10 protein-coding genes and 2 pseudogenes are annotated in these 17,024 nt (G+C 67.0%); 1 reads left to right on the top strand and 11 read right to left on the bottom strand.

The genetic code is table 11. The annotated features are described in order from the left end of the window. Positions 1–323: 323 nt before the first annotated feature. From ASD72_RS15560 to ASD72_RS15530, 7 genes are all read right to left on the bottom strand, one after another. Positions 324–1,169, bottom strand: a complete 846-nt coding sequence (locus ASD72_RS15560) for an aldose epimerase (RefSeq protein WP_056880861.1) — start codon at positions 1,167–1,169, stop codon at positions 324–326. Next, positions 1,159–2,196: a glycoside hydrolase family 43 protein gene (locus ASD72_RS15555; RefSeq protein ID WP_056881075.1), complete on the bottom strand. Its 1,038-nt coding sequence runs from the start codon at positions 2,194–2,196 to the stop codon at positions 1,159–1,161. The genes ASD72_RS15560 and ASD72_RS15555 overlap by 11 nt, the downstream gene beginning before the upstream one ends. Positions 2,197–2,211: 15 nt before the next feature. Continuing rightward, the gene (locus ASD72_RS15550; RefSeq protein ID WP_056880860.1) at positions 2,212–3,696 is read right to left on the bottom strand and encodes an MFS transporter; all 1,485 of its coding nucleotides are present in this window, start codon (positions 3,694–3,696) and stop codon (positions 2,212–2,214) included. A 56-nt stretch (positions 3,697–3,752) separates the two neighbouring features. Then, positions 3,753–6,443: a glycoside hydrolase family 3 protein gene (locus tag ASD72_RS15545; protein ID WP_155944681.1), complete on the bottom strand. Its 2,691-nt coding sequence runs from the start codon at positions 6,441–6,443 to the stop codon at positions 3,753–3,755. 8 nt (positions 6,444–6,451) lie between these two features. Next, positions 6,452–8,134 carry a glycoside hydrolase family 43 protein gene (locus ASD72_RS15540; RefSeq protein WP_056880859.1) on the bottom strand — a complete coding sequence of 561 codons (1,683 nt, stop codon included), beginning with the start codon at positions 8,132–8,134 and terminating at the stop codon, positions 6,452–6,454. Positions 8,135–8,205: 71 nt separating this feature from the next. Beyond that, a complete protein-coding gene (locus ASD72_RS15535) occupies positions 8,206–10,131 on the bottom strand; it encodes a sialate O-acetylesterase (protein ID WP_155944712.1) in 1,926 nt (641 codons plus the stop codon). Between the two features lie 53 nt (positions 10,132–10,184). Beyond that, a complete protein-coding gene (locus ASD72_RS15530; RefSeq protein ID WP_056880857.1) occupies positions 10,185–12,368 on the bottom strand; it encodes an alpha-glucuronidase family glycosyl hydrolase in 2,184 nt (727 codons plus the stop codon). A gap of 110 nt (positions 12,369–12,478) precedes the next feature. Here ASD72_RS15530 and ASD72_RS15525 point away from each other — a divergent pair, with 110 nt between their 5' ends. Beyond that, positions 12,479–13,540: a LacI family DNA-binding transcriptional regulator gene (locus ASD72_RS15525; RefSeq protein ID WP_056880856.1), complete on the top strand. Its 1,062-nt coding sequence runs from the start codon at positions 12,479–12,481 to the stop codon at positions 13,538–13,540. Between the two features lie 106 nt (positions 13,541–13,646). Here ASD72_RS15525 and ASD72_RS15520 read toward each other — a convergent pair whose 3' ends face one another. The 4 genes and pseudogenes from ASD72_RS15520 to ASD72_RS21550 form a co-directional block, all read right to left on the bottom strand. Continuing rightward, the gene (locus tag ASD72_RS15520; protein ID WP_056880855.1) at positions 13,647–15,074 is read right to left on the bottom strand and encodes a sugar porter family MFS transporter; all 1,428 of its coding nucleotides are present in this window, start codon (positions 15,072–15,074) and stop codon (positions 13,647–13,649) included. Positions 15,075–15,145: 71 nt separating this feature from the next. Then, on the bottom strand, positions 15,146–15,856 hold the full coding sequence (locus tag ASD72_RS15515; protein ID WP_235578046.1) for a hypothetical protein: 711 nt from the start codon (positions 15,854–15,856) through the stop codon (positions 15,146–15,148). A gap of 40 nt (positions 15,857–15,896) precedes the next feature. Next, a pseudogene (locus ASD72_RS15510) lies at positions 15,897–16,775 on the bottom strand (xylose isomerase); the annotation flags it as partial. A gap of 44 nt (positions 16,776–16,819) precedes the next feature. After that, positions 16,820–17,024 (bottom strand): annotated as a pseudogene (locus tag ASD72_RS21550) (xylulokinase); the annotation flags it as partial.

Raw genomic sequence — 17,024 nt, 5'->3', positions numbered from 1 at the left:
CCCCGTGCCCTGCACGCTCACACACCGGGCCTCGGAGCGGCGACGCCTGGAATCCGTGTTCCAGACATCGCGGTCATCACGGAAGAAGATGCATCGCACGCGATGCGAAATGCCGGCCCGATCGGATAGACATACATCGATTTCCCGGCCTCCCAACCGGCACGAAGCTTCGACGTTTCGCCTCAATGCAATCGATTGCACCATAAAGCAGCCAAGTGCTCACATGCAAGACGTGGCGCACGAATTCTTATGTTGCGAGGCACAACAATCCGAGTACTGCGCGTGCGCCGCAGTGCCACTCCCGGTGTCCTTGTGCTCCTGCTTTACACCTCAGCAGGATGCCACGCGAGCTCGAACGTCAGGGCGAGCCGCTGGCCCGGTGACAGGATGTGCGGCGCCAGACTGAAGGCATCTGGCGGGCCCGTCTGCGGCTCTACGCACGTGGCGAGTGCGGCACCATCAAAGACGACCCAGTGGTCCGTATCGGCACGCAGGCAGAGGCGCTGCCTCTCCCGCTCGAGCACGATCTCTTTCCGCACGACGAAGCAGTCGTCCCAAGGCCCAGGCGTAGGCGGCACGGTGGGCAACGTTGCGATGCCCGACGCGTCGAGGGGATACATCGCCTCAGGATGGAATTCCAGGCCATCGGGCTTGCGAAACCAGGGATGCCAACCCAATGCGGCTGGCATGGCCAGGTCTTCCGCCTGCACGGACAACATCAGGTGAAGGATGTTGCCGGTGAGCGTCACGGACTGCTGTGCAACGCCGCCGAAGGGCCAATAGCCGTCGCGTGGCAGTGCCAGCGACAGGATGGCCTGCGAAGGATGCGGTGCATCGAGCCGCCATGCGCGCGAGTAGCCGACGCCATGGATGGCGTGCGAACCGAAGTTCGTCGGTACCCGGTATGCGCGCCCACCGAAGTCGAAGCGCCCTTCCCTCACCCTGCCCGCCCACGGCACCATGGGATAGCAGCCCCACCCGATCGTCGCAGGTGCTTCGTCGGGGCCGAGCAGCCAGTCCACGCCGGCGAACCTGATCTGCGCGAGACGGCCGCCGGCCTCGGGCGCCAAGGCCACTTCCAAAGGGCCGCGCCGCAACCAGTGCAACGGACCCGGAGGCATCGGCGCCAGCGCGTCATCCCATGCGTCGCGAGGCCCGTCATCCGCCATAGGGATCGATCGTGCGGATGCTTCCATCTGACTCATGATGCAGCACCGTGCACTTGGCCGTGCGCAGATGCGTGACGCCACCGGAATGCAGTGCGTCGTGATAGAACAGGTGCCACTGGCCACCGAACGCGCAGATCGAGTGATGGGTAGTCCAGCCGACGACCGGCTTCAGGATCACGCCCGCATGCCGGAAAGGCCCGTACGGGTTGTCGCTTACGGCGTAGCACAACAGATGCGTATTGCCGGTCGAGTACGACAGGTAATAGCGGCCTTCGTACTTGTGCATCCACGGCCCTTCGAAGAAGCGCCGTGCGTGATCGTCAGCGCGCAGCGGTTTCCCGATTTCGTCGAGAATCACCACCTCGCGCGTCGGTTCGGCCAGCGCCGTCATGCTGGCATCCAGTCGCGCGATACGGGGACCTAGCGCGGGCGCATCGCCGGCAGGCTCCTCGTGTGATGCGTCGTAGTGGTTCTCCCGGTATTTCTGCAGCTGTCCGCCCCAGATCCCACCGAAGTACAGGTAGTGCGTGCCGTCATCGTCCTGGAATACGGCCGGATCGATCGAGTACGCGCCGGGAATGGGCTCTCGCTCGGCTGAGAAAGGCCCCTCCGGACGATCGCTGACGGCCACGCCGATGCGGAACAGGCCGCTGTCGTCCTTGGCCGGAAAATACAGGTAGTACCTGCCATCGCGCGAGGCCGCGTCCGGCGCCCACATCTGTCGGTCGGCCCACGGCACGTCGCGCACGTGCAGGACCACGCCGCAATCGGTGACCTCCCCGTCCGGTGTATCCATCCTCAGCACGTGGTAGTCCTCCATGCCGAAATGCCCGCCTTCGTCGTCGAACGGCGCACCGCCATCGATGTCGTGCGAGGGATAGATGTAGAGCCGCCCCTCGAACACGTGGGCCGAGGGATCAGCGGTGTAGATATGGGTCACCAGCGGCCTGGAGATGGCGTGCGCCGCCAAGTGCTTGAGGCGTGCTTCATGCGTGGTGGCGTCGTCGTGGAGGAGCGTGTCGGTCATCGTCGGCATCCAGGATCAGGCCACCGCGCCGGTGGTGCGGCGACGCTGGTCGAGTTCGTGTTCGATGCGCGTCTCCATGCGCTTGTCGATTTCGTAGATGAAGAGCAGGGCCACGGCGGCCAGGAATGGAAGGGAGCAATAGAGGCTCACCGTCATGCGGATGCCGTCCACGACGGCCGCGGGCTGCTGGTCCGCGCCTGCCTGGTAGCCGTGGTGCGCCAGGATGCCGGCCACCAGCGCGCCACCCACGCTGAGCCCGATCTTCAGCCCGCACAGCATCGCGGAGAAGATGATCGCCGTGGCGCGGCGGTCGTTCTTCCATTCGGAGTAGTCGGCGACATCGGCGGTCATCGCCCACAGCAGCGGGATCGTGATGCCGTAGCAGAACCCGTGCAGCATGAAGGCGCCGAACACCATCGGTACCGCGGTCGGCGGGAAGACGTAGAACGCCAGCAGGAAAAGGGTGGATACGAACAGCGCGCCGCCGAACACGTCGCGCTTGCCGAACCGATCCGCCAGCCGGCGCGACGCCCCGATACCGAGGATCATGCAGAGGATGCCGCTGCCGTTGAACAGGCTGAAGGCGGAGGTGGCCGGATCCTCGGGCCACTGGAATCCGGCCAGGCCCGCGCTGGTCAGCGCGGCGTTGAGACCGGTGATGAGAGCATTGAACCCCGAAGCATCGAGGAACGACGCGAGCGCCGCTTCGCTCATGTAGTACTGGAAATAGTAGATGTAGGTGCCGCCCTTCAAGGCCAGGTTGACGAAGACCAGCACCGTCAGCACCAGCATGACCTGCCATGGCCGGTTGCGCAGCAGGTCGGCCAGGTCCTGCAACACGCCGGAGGACTGCGCCCTGGTCGGCACCACCCGTTCCCGGGTCGTCAGGAACGTGACCAGGAAGAAGACCGTGCCGACGATGGCGAAAACCGTCATCACCCGCTCGAACCCCTGGACGCGATCGCCATCGCCGAGGATGAGCACGAGCGGCATCAGCAGGACCTGGATGACGAACTGCGCAATCATCACGGCGACGAATCGGTACGCCGACAGGCTGTTGCGCTGGGCCATGCTGCCGGTGAGCACGCCGCTCAATGCGGAGTACGGCAGGTTGTTCGCCGCGTATACGAGCACCAGCAGGCTGTAGGTAGCCAGCGCATACGCGATCTTTCCGCGTTCGCTGAAATCCGGCGTGCTGAACGCCAGCAGCGACAGCACGCCGAACGGGATCGCCGTCCACAGGATCCAGGGCCGGAACTTGCCCCAGCGCGTCGCAGTGCGGTCGGCGGCGATGCCGATCAGTGGCGTGAAGACGAAGGCCCCCACCAGGCCGACCACGAAGATGATCGTCGCAGCGGTCGCGGGTGGCAGCCGGTAGACGTCGGTGTAGAAGAAGGCGAGGTACGTGATCAGCGTCTGGAAGATGAGATTCGCGGCCAAGTCGCCCAGGCTGTAGCCCAGCTTTTCGCGGATCGAGAGGCGGTGTTCAGCACTGGCCATGCGGCGGTTTTCCCTGGGTTGGAGAAGGTGGCAGGTCAAGCATGGGGCACGGCGTGTCACTCACGGCGCGCCTCCACGTCGAAGGTGGCGCGTGCGCGTACATCGGCGCTCGAACCGCCGACACGCAGCTCATAACGCCCCGGCTTCACCAGGTATCCCCCGGAGGCCTCGTCGTAGCGGCGCAATGCGCTCGCGGGTGCCAGCTCGAACGACACCGTGCGCCGCTCGCCTGGCGCCAGGTGGATACGCTGGAACCCGCGCAGGTCCTGCTGCGCATCGCCGGGACTGGCGTGCAGCGGACGCAGGTACAGCTGCACCACCTCCTCGCCCGCGCGCTTTCCGGTATTGGCCACGTCCACCTCGACGCGCAGGCGTCCGTCCATGGCAACCGAGCGCGCGTCGGTACGCAATCCGCGATAGTCGAACCGGGTATACGAGAGACCATGTCCGAACGGATACAGCGGCGTGCCGCGGAAGTACCGGTAGGTACGCCCTTCCATCGTGTAGTCGTCGAACGCCGGCATGGCCTGGTCGGCCCTGTAGAACGTGACCGGCAAGCGACCCGCCGGATTGATGTCGCCGAACAGCGCCTCACCCACCGCGGTGCCGCCGCGCTGTCCCGGATACCAGCCCATCAGGATCGCCGGCAGTTCCGCATCGGCCCACTCCACCGCCAGCGCGGAACCGCCGGTCAGCACCAGGACGACGGGCTTGCCGGTGGCATGGAGCGCTTCCAGCAGGGCGCGCTGCGTGGCGGGCAGGCGCAGGTCCGTGCGGTCGCCACCGGCGAATCCGGGATAGTTGACCGTCATCTCCTCGCCTTCGACATCGCCGGTCAGGCCGCCGACGAACACCACCACATCCGCCTTGCGCGCGACCTCCAGCGCCTCCTCGAACGGCGGCTTCGCTCCCGGCATCCGCCAGGCCAGGCGTACGCCCGCGTCGCGCTCGGCGTCGTAGTACTCCAGCCGCAGGTCGTACGCGCGCCCGGCCTGCAGGTCGAGCTCCACGCCGTCGCTGCGCAGGCGATCGCTGTTCGTCCAGTGGTCCAGCACGCGCTCGCCATCCACGTAGAGGCGGAGGCCGTCGTCTGCAGCTGCTTCGATCCGGTAGCGGCCTGAAACAGGCGGCAGCAGTTGCCCGCTCCAGCGGATGCTGAAGTGGTCGCCGGGAATACCCTGCCCGGGTGCCGCCTCACCCCGTGCCAGCAGGTTGTCGGTCGGCGAACCGCGGTCCCAGCGGAACCCGATCTGCGCATCGGTACGTACCAGCGCGGGCGCACCGGACAGGTCCTGGGTGCGGAAGTACTCGCCGCGCAGACCGCGCTCGGGGGAGTCGGCGGACGGCCGCAGGTACGCGGCCTCGATCAGCGGCGTCGCCGCCGGATCGTCGCGACCCTCCACCAGGTCCACGCCGCGCGCATAGGTCACGTCGACGCCCTTGGCGGCCTCGCGAATGCCCTGCAACACGGTCACCGGGGCAGCCGGCGTACCGAAGTAGTTGCCCAGCAGCGCCATCGTGTCGTCGGCGGTGGGGCCGATCACGGCGATACGCTTCAGGTCGCGCGACAGCGGCAGCAGTCCATCGTTCTTCAGCAGCACGAGCGACGAACGTGCGGCCTTCAGCGCCAGTGCGTCGTGCGCGGGCGCCTGGTTGACCGAATACGGAATGCGCGCCCAACGTACGCGCTCCGGCGGATCGAACATGCCCAGCCGCATGCGTGCGGCGAACAGCCGGGTGACCGCATCGTCGATCTCGGCCTCGCTTATCCGGCCCTGTCTCACGGCCGCGGGCAGCATGGCGTACTCCTCCCCGCATTCGAGTTCGGTACCGTTCTTCACGGCCAGCGCAGCGGCCTGCTCGCGGGTATCGACGATCTTGTGGTTCTTCCAGACGTCGACGATGGCCCAGCAGTCGGAGACGACGTAGCCCTTGAAGCCCCAGTCGCCGCGCAGCACGTCGCGCAACAGGAACCTGCTCGCGCTGGCGGATTCGCCATAGACGCGGTTATAGGCGCCCATCACCGCATCCACCCTGCCCTCCTTCACCAAGGCTTCGAACGCCGGCAGGTAGGTGTCGTACAGATCGCGTTTGCTCGGCCGCGCGTCGAAATGGTGGCGGTCGGCCTCGGGGCCGCTGTGCACGGCGAGGTGCTTCGCGGTGGCGTCCAGCTTTCGATACACGGGGTCGTCGCCCTGCAGGCCGCGCACGAAGGCGACGCCCATGCGCGCGGTCAAGTACGGATCCTCGCCGTACGTTTCCTGGCCCCTTCCCCAACGCGGGTCGCGGAAGATGTTGATGTTCGGCGACCAGAACGTCAGGCCCTGGTAACGGCCATGCTGGCCGTCGCGCAAGAATTGGTGGTGCTTGGCGCGCGCTTCGTCGCTGATGGTGGTGGCCACTTCGTCCATCAACGGCACGTCGAAGGTCGCCGCCAAGCCGATGGCTTGCGGGAACACCGTCGCCTGCCCGGCGCGTGCGACGCCGTGCAGGGCTTCGTTCCACCAGTCGTAAGCGGGAACACCCAGGCGTTCGATGGCCGGCGCAGCGTTCTGCATCTGCGCGGCTTTCTCTTCGAGCGTCATCTGCGCGACCAGCGATGCGGCACGCGCCTCGAAACTGCGGGAGGCATCGAGCCAGGGCTTCGCGTCGGCCGCCTGCGCGGACCAGGAGGTCCAGGCGGCGACACACAGGGTCAGCGCGCACAGACCGGGCGCAACGCGGCGGGCGATGGAAACGGAAGGCATCGGCATCATCATTCGCTCCTCGAAGCGCGCTCGTCGCGCGCGAACGGTCCCAACAGGGCACCGACGAAACCGCCGGCGCGATCGGTGCTCAGCACGGTGCCGTCGACCCGGTCGGCGAGCCTCTGCCAACCCCGTCCATCGCCGGCGTCGAATGCAAACCCATAGTCGCCCTCGTCGCCTTCGATCTTCAGGCGCAGCGCATGGGTCACCGCGATCTCGCGCGTGGCAAGCGTGCGCGTGGCCCCGCTGCCGTCGCGGGCGTCCAGGAAAACGGCGATGCGATCGCCGGCCAAGCGGCGGACGCCGAGGAAGTACCAGTACGCCTCGCTCTGGAACGCCGCAAGTCCCGCCGCTACGCCGGCAGCGGGCACGCTCATCGCAGTGCTCGCCTCGAAGCGCAGATGCTGCTGGCGGCGGCCGAGGAACGCCGGGTTACGCAACGTCTCAAGTCCTTCCGTCAATGGATGCACGGCGAGCGCGCCTGGGCGCGAGGTCAAGTCGGCCCATGCGGTCTTCGGCACGCGCACGCGCAGCCATTCCGCTGCCAACGCCGGGGCGTCGAATTCGTCGCGGTGGACGAAGTTGCCGGTGGCTGGTGTTTGCATGGCCTTGCCACGCATCCATGCGGGGGCACGCACGGCATACGGAATGGTCTGGCCAGCAGGCAGGATCTCGGGCCAGCCGTCGCGCCACTGCACCGGCAGCAGATAGGTTTCGCGCCCGGTGTTGTAGTGGCGCCCCTGATAATTTCGACTGGCCAGGAACACGGCCCACCATGAGCCATCCGGCCCTTCCACGAGATCGGCGTGGCCGGCATTGGTGATCGGCAATGGCCTGTCCGACGGAAGGTCGCGCTGGGTCAGGATGGGATTGCCCGCATACGGCATGTACGGTCCCCAGACTTCGCGGCTGCGGAGCACCACCTGCGAATGCTGGGGACCGGTACCCCCTTCCGCGTCGGAGAGGTAATACCAGCCCTCGCGCTTGTAGAGGTGCGGACCTTCGATCCAGATCGGATTCTTCTCCGGCTCCACGCCGCCGTCGATCAGCACCTTGCGCGGGCCAACCGGCTGGAATCGTGCCAGGTCGATCTCCTGCATCCAGATGGCGCGGTGTCCGTCATAGCGAGGTGGGCCTGGCGGCTCGTCGTTGTTGAGCAGATAGATCTTGCCGTCGTCGTCGAAGAACAGGGATGGATCGATGCCGCCGATGCCGGACAGCCAGTGCGGGTCGGACCACGGTCCGGCCGGATCGCGCGCCGTGCTGATGAAGTTGCCGCCACTGTCCGTGGCGGTGGTAACGACGTAGAACGTGCCGTCGCGATACTCGATGGTCGGCGCGAAGATGCCGCGCGACACGCTCAAGCCGTCGAAGTCCAGTTGCGTGGGGCGGTCGATGACGTTGCCTATCTGCTTCCAGTGCACCAGATCCGCGCTCTCGAAGACAGGAATGCCCGGGAAGTAGGTAAAGCTGGAGTTGACCAGGTAGAACTTGCCGTTGGCGGCCACGATGCTGGGGTCGGCGTGGAAGCCGGCCAGCACCGGATTGCGGTAGTAGCCGGCCGGCAGGGGCACATCGAAGGCGGCGTCGCGCCCGGCGTACTCGAACCAATCGAAATAGACCGGTGGCGCCTTCGCGGGCGTTTGCGCATGACTGACGGCGGCGAACAGCAGGAGCGTCGTCCACAGCACGCTTCGCCCCGTGCAGCGAGATGCGCGGCTTCCATGGGTCTGTCGATCGAGACGGTGCTGGGTGAATGGCTTCATCGCGGCGGCTCGGCCGAAGTGATGGGAAGTTCGAAGGGACCGGCCGGCAATCCCGTGGCATCGCGCAGCGTGCACACCGGGCCATCGGCCCAGCAGTAGCGCACCCGTTCGGCGTAGCCATCATGGCCACTGCGCAGGACGACCGCGCGCCCGTCGAGGGCCGCATCGGCGTACTCGCAGCGGCGTTGGGCATCGCAGAGTTCGAAGCCGATCGGGCCGTTCGCGCCGGTGGTCGCCAATGCGACCGGAACGTCGTCGAAGGCGATCCTGATCCCTTCCCGCGTGCGCGATGCGGAGCGCGCGACCGGGCCGGACGGTGGCAACGCCCGTTCGCCATAGACGACATGGCGTGCGGCGCGTGCCAGACGGCGGCCGAGCTCCTGCTTGTTGGGTGGATGGATGTCGTAGGCATCACCGATATCGACGGCGACCACCAGACCGGAGTGCGCATCCTCGCCGACCACACGCCGTTGCGCCTCGCGCACCTGCGCCCAGCCACTTTCGATGGGTGCGGTCGGCGGCATGCCATAGCCGGCCAACTGCACCACCAGCATCGGAAGATCGCGTCCGAACCGATACCGCCAGTCATCACGCAACGCGCGCAGACGCGCGGCATAACCGGCGCCCTCCCCCGTGTTGGATTCACCCTGGTACCACAGCATGCCGCGCAGGCCGTAATTACCGAGCGGCGAGATCATGCCGTTGTAGAGCGTCGATAGCCCGGTCGCCGCTTGCCACGGCGCGCGCGGTGGTTCGCCCACGCCGCGCGCAGGACGATACTGCCACGGAACATCCAGCACCACGCGCGTGCCATCGTCGAAGCGCAGCGCCTGCGCCTCGGCGGGGCCGGCCAAGCCGCCGTCGCGGTAGGTGTCCAGCACATTGACCACCACGATGTTGACGCCCGCGTGGAGCCGCCCGGCAGGAAGCGCATAGCGTCGCCCTTCGCTGGCGCCGTCATCGCTGCCGACGACGGTACCGTTCACCCAGGTCATGTCCGTCTCGTCCGCCGCGCCGAGTTCCAGCGTGGCGGCGCGGCGGGCTTGCGCGGCCGTCAGCGTCACCTGCGTGCGGTACCACATCATGCCGTTGTAGTCGGCCAGTTCGGTCACGCCCCAGCGCTCCCAGGCTCCCAGTGTGGCGGGCGCCGCTCGCCAATGCGTGCCGGGCGCATCGGCGCGCCACGGCATGTCGTCCGGGGCGACGCCCGAATGGCCGGTCCACCACTGTTCCCAGTGGCGCCCCCAGCGGGCCACGGCCGCAGAGGTATCGGTGGCATGGAGCGACAGCACATCGAGCACGCCGTCCAGGTCACCGCCGGTTCGCAGAGCGGCCACGCTGGTCCAAGCTTCGATGCGCGAACCGCCCCATGCCGCCTGGATCAACCCCATCGGCACATCCACCGTCTTGCGCAGTTCGCGCGCGAAGTACAGGCACGCTGCCGAGAAGTCGCGCACGCTGTCGGGCGACGCGGCCCGCCAGCGCACCTCACCGGCGAAGCGCGATTGCGGTGTCACGGCGCCGCCCTGCGGAACGACGAACAGGCGGATGTCCGGATCCGTGGCGGAAGCGATCTCGCTGCTCGCATCGAGCGCGCGCCACACCGGCAGTTCCATGTTCGACTGTCCGGAGCACAACCACACATCGCCCACCTGGATATCCCGGAGGACCTGCGTGGCCTGGCCCGCCTTGACTACCAGCGTGTGCGGACCACCGGCCGCCTGGGCAGGCAAGGTGGCCTTCCAGCGTCCATCCGCGCTGGCGCGCACGTGGGTCGTCTTTCCTGCGAACGTCACCGTTACGCCGCTGCCGACCTGCGCTTGGCCCCAGAGGCGGATGGGTGCCTCGCGCTGCAGCACGGCATGATCCTGGAACAGCGGATGCAGCAGCACCGTCTGCGGCGGCTCCTGCGCACGCGCCATGGACGCGCCGAGCAGCAACAGCGCAACGCCGGCCGAGCATGCGTGCAGCACGCTCATCGTCCGTCTCCCGGCGCGTAGGGGGACTGCAGCGCCTGGTAGTACGCCAGCGGGTGCGGCGGCGGCGCTTCGTCCGCCGGCAGCGCAAGACCGTTGATCGACTGGAAGTACGCCACGCTGGCATCGCGCCACCACTGCGCTTCGTCGCGCTGGATGCGCAGGAACGCCGCGACATGCTGGTGACGCGGTGCGTCCACCCTGCCGCGCAACCCGTCCCAGGTGGCCTGCATCGCTTCAACGTAGCTGACGCCGCGGGTGTAACGGTGGACCAGCTCATTCCACAAAGGCCGCCCGGAGCCCATGCGGTGTTGCCACGGCACGCGATGGAACCAGAGCAACAGGTTCTCCGGCACCTGTCCGATGTCATCGAAGGTTCGAGCGACCGGGGGCGCGTACTGGGACACGCTGCCGCTGCCGCGCGAGGTGCGGTCGAACCCGACGCCATGCCGGTTTGCACGATGGTAGTAGACCGACGTCCAGTCTGCGCGTGGTCCTCCGTCGACCCAGGGTCCTGGCCCGTAGTGGTGACCGCGCGCCATCAGGTGATGCAATCCGAGCGGCGTCATGTAGTCCACCGCCGCTTCGCGCGAGCCCATCATCATCCCGACCACGGACGCCACCACATCGGGAGCGCGGGAGAAGGTCATCGCCACCCAATCAGTCGCGATGTCGCGCGCGGACTGGTGCGGGTTCCAGGCCAGGCGACCGAACGCGTACCAGTTGGCCTGATCGAAATGCGACCCGCTCCACGTACGGTCGTCGCCGATGTTGGCCACGCCCGCGATACCGGACAGCGCATGGCCCTCCAGCGATCCCTCGATCACCCGCGCCACGGTGGAGCCGGAACCCCGCGCATGCGTATCGGCCCGCAAGACCTCTTCGTACAGGGGGCCCAGGTAAACCAGGTGGGTGGCGAAGCCCAGGTACTCCTTCGTGATCTGGAATTCCATCATCAGCGGCGTGCGCGGCATCGCACCGAACAGTGGATGGAACGGTTCGCGTGGCTGGAAATCGACCGGGCCGTTCTTGACCTGGACCAAGACGTTGTCGTGGAAGTTGCCATCCAGGCCCACGAACTCGTTATAGGCCTGTTTGGCGCGATCCTCCGGCACCTCGTGCGCGTAGACGAACGCCCGCCACATCACGACACCCCCGTGCGGTCGTACCGCGTCCGCCAGCAGGTTCGCACCTTCGGCGTGCGTGCGACCGTAGTCCTGCGGGCCGGGTTGCCCTTCCGAATTCGCCTTGACCAGGAAGCCGCCGAAATCCGGGATGAGCGCATAGATCTCGTCCGCCTTCTCGCGCCACCAGCGTTGCACGCCGGGATCGCGCGGGTCGGCGGTAGCCAGGCCGCCCAGCTCGATGGGCGCACTGAAGCGCGCGCTCAGGTAGACCCGGATACCGTATGGCCGGAACAGGTCCGCCAGCGCCACTGCCTTGCGCAGGTAGCGCGGCGAAAGACTGAGTGCGTCCGCATTGACGTTGTTGAGCACGGCGCCGTTGATGCCGATAGAGGCGTTCGCGCGTGCATAGTCCGTATACCGGGGATCCTCCCAGTCCGGCAGCGTCTGCCAGTCCCACAGCGACCTGCCCGCGTATCCCCGCTCGACGTAGCGGTCGAGGTTGTCCCAGTGATTGAGCACGCGCAGCTTGATGCGCGGCGCCTCCCTGACGTGGAGTCCATCGAGCGATGTGCCTGTCTGCAACAGGCGCAGCAGGTGGAACACGCCATACAGCACGCCGATGTCGCGATGGGCCGCGATCACCAGCGCGTCGCGGCCATCGATGCGCACCTCGCGAAGGAGGAAGCCTTCCTCGCCAAGTCCCTCGATCTCCTGCCGAAACGGCAAGATCCACGGGGACGATTCCGGCGTGCCTATCAGCAGGGCGCGTGCGGCAGGAGGCGCCACGTGCAGTCGGGGCGCTGTGCCCAGAAACCCGGTGAGGCCACGGCGCAATTCGTCGCGGGCGGCGCGCTGGGTCTGCGTGGCGTCGGGCGCGACCACATCGCCGAGACGGACGCGGTACCCGTCCAGCCGGGCCGGATCTGCGTGCACATACCGCATCCATACGTCATAGCCGTCTTCGGCCCGCGCGTCCGCTACGCACAGCAGCAACGCCAGCAGGCCAACGAGCAGCCCCCATGGAGGGTCGCTGCGTCGCGAGGTTAGCGGTAACATCCCGGGGTGCGACGGACACGGGGCCGAGAAGTGTTCCATCATCCGCTCCTGCGCCCGGCCCAGGCCGGACCGCAGCGCGGTGCCGTCAAGGTCGAAGAAGGGAACGCGTGTTGAACAAGCCGAAGAAGTCGGTCCGACGGAAGAGCAGCGGCGTGACGATCGATGAAGTGGCCGCCCTCGCGGGTGTGTCGCCCATGACGGTCTCGCGGGTCATCAATGGCCAGGGCAAGGTCCGCGACGTTACCCGCGAGCGCGTCATGCGCGCGGTGCGCGAGTTGGACTACACCCCCAACCTGGCCGCCAGCTCGCTCGCGGCGGCGCAGCACACGCGCATCGCCTTGATCTATACCAACCCCAGCGGCGCCTATCTGCGCGAACTGCTCGTGGGCCTGCTGCGCGTGGCCTCGCGCACCGCGGTGCAACTGGTCATCGACTATTGGGAAGACCTGGATGCCGACGCCGAGCGCAAGGCTGCCCGCGCGCTGGGAAGCCGGGTCGATGGCGTGATCCTGCCCCCGCCCCTGTGCGAATCCCGTGCGGCGGTGACCGAGCTGATCAAGGCCGGCATTCCCGTTGTCGCCATTGCGTCCGGGCGCTTCAGCGACGATATCTCCTGCGTGCGCATCGACGATTTCCACGCCGGCAAGGAAATGGCCGAGCACCTGCTCCAGCAGGGCCATACCCGCATTGGTTTCATCCGTGGCCGCACCGATCTCAGTGCGAGCTCGCGACGCTACGACGGCTTCGTTACGGCCCTGCACGATGCCGGCCTCGAGGTGGAGAGCGAACTCGTGCAGCAGGGCGACTACACCTACCGTTCGGGTCTGAAGGCCGCGGAGAAGTTGCTCGCGCTGCGCAAGCCACCGACTGCGATCTTCGCGAGCAACGACGACATGGGGGCGGCGGCGATCTCCGTCGCTCACCGCAGGGGGCTCGACGTACCGCGCGATCTGTCGGTGGTCGGCTTCGACGACACGTCCGCCGCAACCACCGTATGGCCCGAGCTCACGACCATCCACCAGCCCATCGCCTCCATGGCCAACGCTGCCATCGATATCCTTCTGCGCAGCGTCCGACGCAAGGCGGACAGCACGCGCGTGCTGATGGATCATGTCGTCCCCCATCGGCTGGTCACCCGCGATTCGGTGGCGCCCCCGTCCAAGCGACGCTAGCGCGATACGCGGCCTCACGACCTTGCCACCATCGCCCGCTGGGGCAGACGCTGCACCACAAACGATGTCTGCGTGGAATGGACGGGAAGAGGGCCGGTCATCGCGCTCACCCCTCCATCTGCTCCAGTTCCTTACCCCGCGTTTCGTGGACGAACCGGAGCACGAAGAAGACCGAAACAATGGCGGCCAACGTGTAGATGCCGTAGGCGCCGGCCAGGCCGATGCTGCCCAGCAGGATCGGGAAGGTCACCGTGATGGCGAAATTCGACGTCCATTGCGCCGCGCCCGCCACCGCCAGCGCCGAGCCGCGGATCTGGTTGGGGAACATCTCGCCCAGCATCACCCACATCACCGGACCCCACGACATATTGAAGAAGATGACGTAGAGGTTTGCGGCCACGAGCGCCAGCGTCCCCATGCCCTCCGGCAACTGCAGATGGCCATCGACCAGCGAGCCGCTGGCGAAGGCCCATACCACCAGCGCCAGCGACACCGCCATGCCGACCGAGCCGATCCACAGCAGCGGCTTGCGGCCGATGCGGTCGATCAGCAGCACGGTGACGATGCAGGCGCCGATGCTGAGCGCGCCGGACAATACGTTGATGGCCAGCGCATCGTTCTCGGAGAAGCCCACGGCCTGCCACAGCACTGCGCCGTAATAGAACACCACGTTGATGCCGACCAGCTGCTGGAACGTCGCCAGACCGATGCCGACCCAGACGATGGGGCGGATCTTGCCGGTCGTCTTGTTCTTCAGATCGGAGAGCTGCGGGCGATGGTGGTCGGCCGACAGCGACGCATCGATCTCGGCCAGCTTGGCCTGCGCTTCGGCTCCGCCGAACAGCCGCGTCAACACGCGCAGCGCTTCATCCTTGCGACGCTTCACCACCAGGTAGCGCGGGCTTTCCGGAATGGTCAGCAGCAGCACCAGGAAGATCACCGACGGCACCGCCTGCATCCAGAACATCCAGCTCCACGCGGCATGTCCGCCCCACAATGCTTCGGTGGAGGCGCCCGCAGCCTTGGCCAGCAGGTAGTTGCTCAGGAAGGCCGTGAACAGGCCGCTGATGATGGCGATCTGCTGTACCGTGGCGAGCCGGCCGCGATAGCGCGCCGGTGCGACCTCGGCGATGTAGGCTGGCGAGATCACACTGGCGGCACCCACCGCGAATCCACCCAGCACGCGCGCGGCGATGAAAAGCAGCGACGTGTGCGCGGCGCCAGCGCCAATGGCGGACAGCAGGAACAACACGGCCGATATGATCAGCACGCTGCGACGCCCCCACTGGTCGGCCAGGCGCCCGGCTACGAAAGCGCCGAACGCACAGCCCAGCAGCATGGAAGCCACCTCGAACCCGATCCCTGCCGAGCTGGACTGGAAGGTCTGCTTGAGACCGTCGATCGTGCCGTTGATGACGCCGCTGTCGAATCCGAACAGGAATCCACCAATCGTCGCCACGCAGCTGATCAGGATGATGAAACGGGTGTTTTCGCCATGGGCGATGTCGCCTCGCTCGAATGCAGTCGTGCTCATTCGCGTCGCCCCTCCAGGCTAGTCGACTTGAAATCCGTCCCCCGCGGATTGCCGCGGGGGCATCTTCATGCTCAGCGCAGCAGATACTGGTTGAGCAGGTTTTCGTAACGCTCCTGCTTGCCGCTGGTCTGCCTGGGTTCGCCCTGCGCGGCGGCCAGCGCCGCCAGATCGGCCAGGCCCAACGCACCGGTCTCGAAGTCCTTGCCCTTGCCGCTGTCGAAGCTGGCGTAGCGCTCCTTGCGCCATTGCTCCCACGGCGACTCGGTCAGCAGCGCGTGCGCCACTTCCAGCCCGCGCGCGAACGCGTCCATGCCGCCGATGTGGGCGATGAACAGGTCTTCCAGGTCGGTCGATTCGCGACGCACCTTGGCATCGAAGTTCAGCCCGCCCTCCAGCCCGCCCTGGCGCAGCACCACCAGCATCGCGCCGACGGTGTCGTACAAATCGGTCGGGAACTGGTCGGTGTCCCAGCCGTTCTGCGCGTTGCCGCGGTTGGCATCGATGCTGCCSAGCAGCCCGTGGTCGGAYGCCACCTGCAGGTCGTGCTCGAAGGTATGGCCCGAGAGCGTGGCGTGGTTGGCCTCGATGTTGAGCTTGAAGTCCTTCTCCAGCCCATGCTCCTTCAGGAAGCCGGCCACGGTGGCGCTGTCGAAGTCGTACTGGTGCTTCATCGGCTCCATCGGCTTGGGCTCGATCAGGAAGTTGCCCTTCAGCCCGATGCTGCGGCCGTAGTCGCGCGCCACCGTCAGGAAGCGGGCAAAGTGCGCCACTTCGCGCTTCATGTCGGTGTTGACCAGCGAGGCATAGCCCTCGCGGCCGCCCCGCCACCTGCAGGTCGTGCTCGAAGGTATGGCCCGAGAGCGTGGCGTGGTTGGCCTCGATGTTGAGCTTGAAGTCCTTCTCCAGCCCATGCTCCTTCAGGAAGCCGGCCACGGTGGCGCTGTCGAAGTCGTACTGGTGCTTCATCGGCTCCATCGGCTTGGGCTCGATCAGGAAGTTGCCCTTCAGCCCGATGCTGCGGCCGTAGTCGCGCGCCACGGTCAGGAAGCGGGCRAAGTGCGCCACTTCGCGCTTCATGTCGGTGTTGACCAGCGAGGCATAGCCCTCGCGGCCGCCCCAGAACACGTAGTGCTCGCCRCCYAGYTCGACCGTGGCTTCCAGCGCCGCCTTCACCTGCACGGCGGCACGCGCCACGACGGCGAAGTCCGGATTGGTCGAGGCGCCATTCATGTAGCGCGGATGCGAGAACAGGTTGGCCGTGCCCCACAGCAGCTTGACGCCGGTCGCCTCCTGGCGCGCCTTGGCCAGGCCCACCATGTGCTTGAGGTTCTTCTCGTACTGGCCGATGTCCTCGGCRTCCGGGGCCAGGTCGATGTCGTGGAAGCACCAGTACGGCACGCCCAGCTTGGTGAAGAACTCGAACGCCGCATCGACCTTGGCCTCGGCCGTGGCCATCGGGCTGCCCGCTTCCCACGGGAAGTGGCGCGTGCCCGGCCCGAACGGATCATGGCCGGCGTTGCAGAACGTATGCCAGTAGCAGACYGCGAAGCGCAGGTGCTCCTGCAGGGTCTTGCCGCCGATGGTCTTCTGCGCGTCGTAGACCTTGAACGCCAGCGGRTTGTCCGAGCCGCGCCCTTCGAAGGGGATGCGGCCGATGCCGGGGAAGTATTCCTGGGCGCCGATGAAGGGCTGCGTGCTCATGAGGCGGTGTTCCTGTGGTTGTGCGAGGTGTCGCGTGGGGGACGTCAGCCGCGTTGCAGCGGGGTGACGGCATCGAGATGGCGGAGGAAGCGGGCGTAGGCCGTCGCATACGCCTGCGCGCGGTCGGGATCGGGGCGTGCGGACAGCGCGGGATCGGTGGCGACATGCGTGCGGGCGATGTCGGCGATGGACGCGGCATCGCCACCAGCACGACCCACCGCCCACAGCGCCTGCAATGCCGCACCGAAC

The organism is Pseudoxanthomonas sp. Root630, assembly GCF_001427585.1.
Classification (GTDB): domain Bacteria; phylum Pseudomonadota; class Gammaproteobacteria; order Xanthomonadales; family Xanthomonadaceae; genus Pseudoxanthomonas_A.
Note: the sequence above shows the minus strand (reverse complement) of the source record. Positions and strands in the feature narration are given on the sequence as shown.

Coding starts and splice junctions, on each gene's coding strand:
- ASD72_RS15520 (WP_056880855.1), bottom strand. CDS start 15,074: ATGAGCACGACTGCATTCGAGCGAGGCGACATCGCCCATGGCGAAAAC.
- ASD72_RS15550 (WP_056880860.1), bottom strand. CDS start 3,696: ATGGCCAGTGCTGAACACCGCCTCTCGATCCGCGAAAAGCTGGGCTAC.
- ASD72_RS15535 (WP_155944712.1), bottom strand. CDS start 10,131: ATGGCGCGTGCGCAGGAGCCGCCGCAGACGGTGCTGCTGCATCCGCTG.
- ASD72_RS15555 (WP_056881075.1), bottom strand. CDS start 2,196: ATGACCGACACGCTCCTCCACGACGACGCCACCACGCATGAAGCACGC.
- ASD72_RS15545 (WP_155944681.1), bottom strand. CDS start 6,443: ATGCCTTCCGTTTCCATCGCCCGCCGCGTTGCGCCCGGTCTGTGCGCG.
- ASD72_RS15560 (WP_056880861.1), bottom strand. CDS start 1,169: ATGGCGGATGACGGGCCTCGCGACGCATGGGATGACGCGCTGGCGCCG.
- ASD72_RS15530 (WP_056880857.1), bottom strand. CDS start 12,368: ATGTTACCGCTAACCTCGCGACGCAGCGACCCTCCATGGGGGCTGCTC.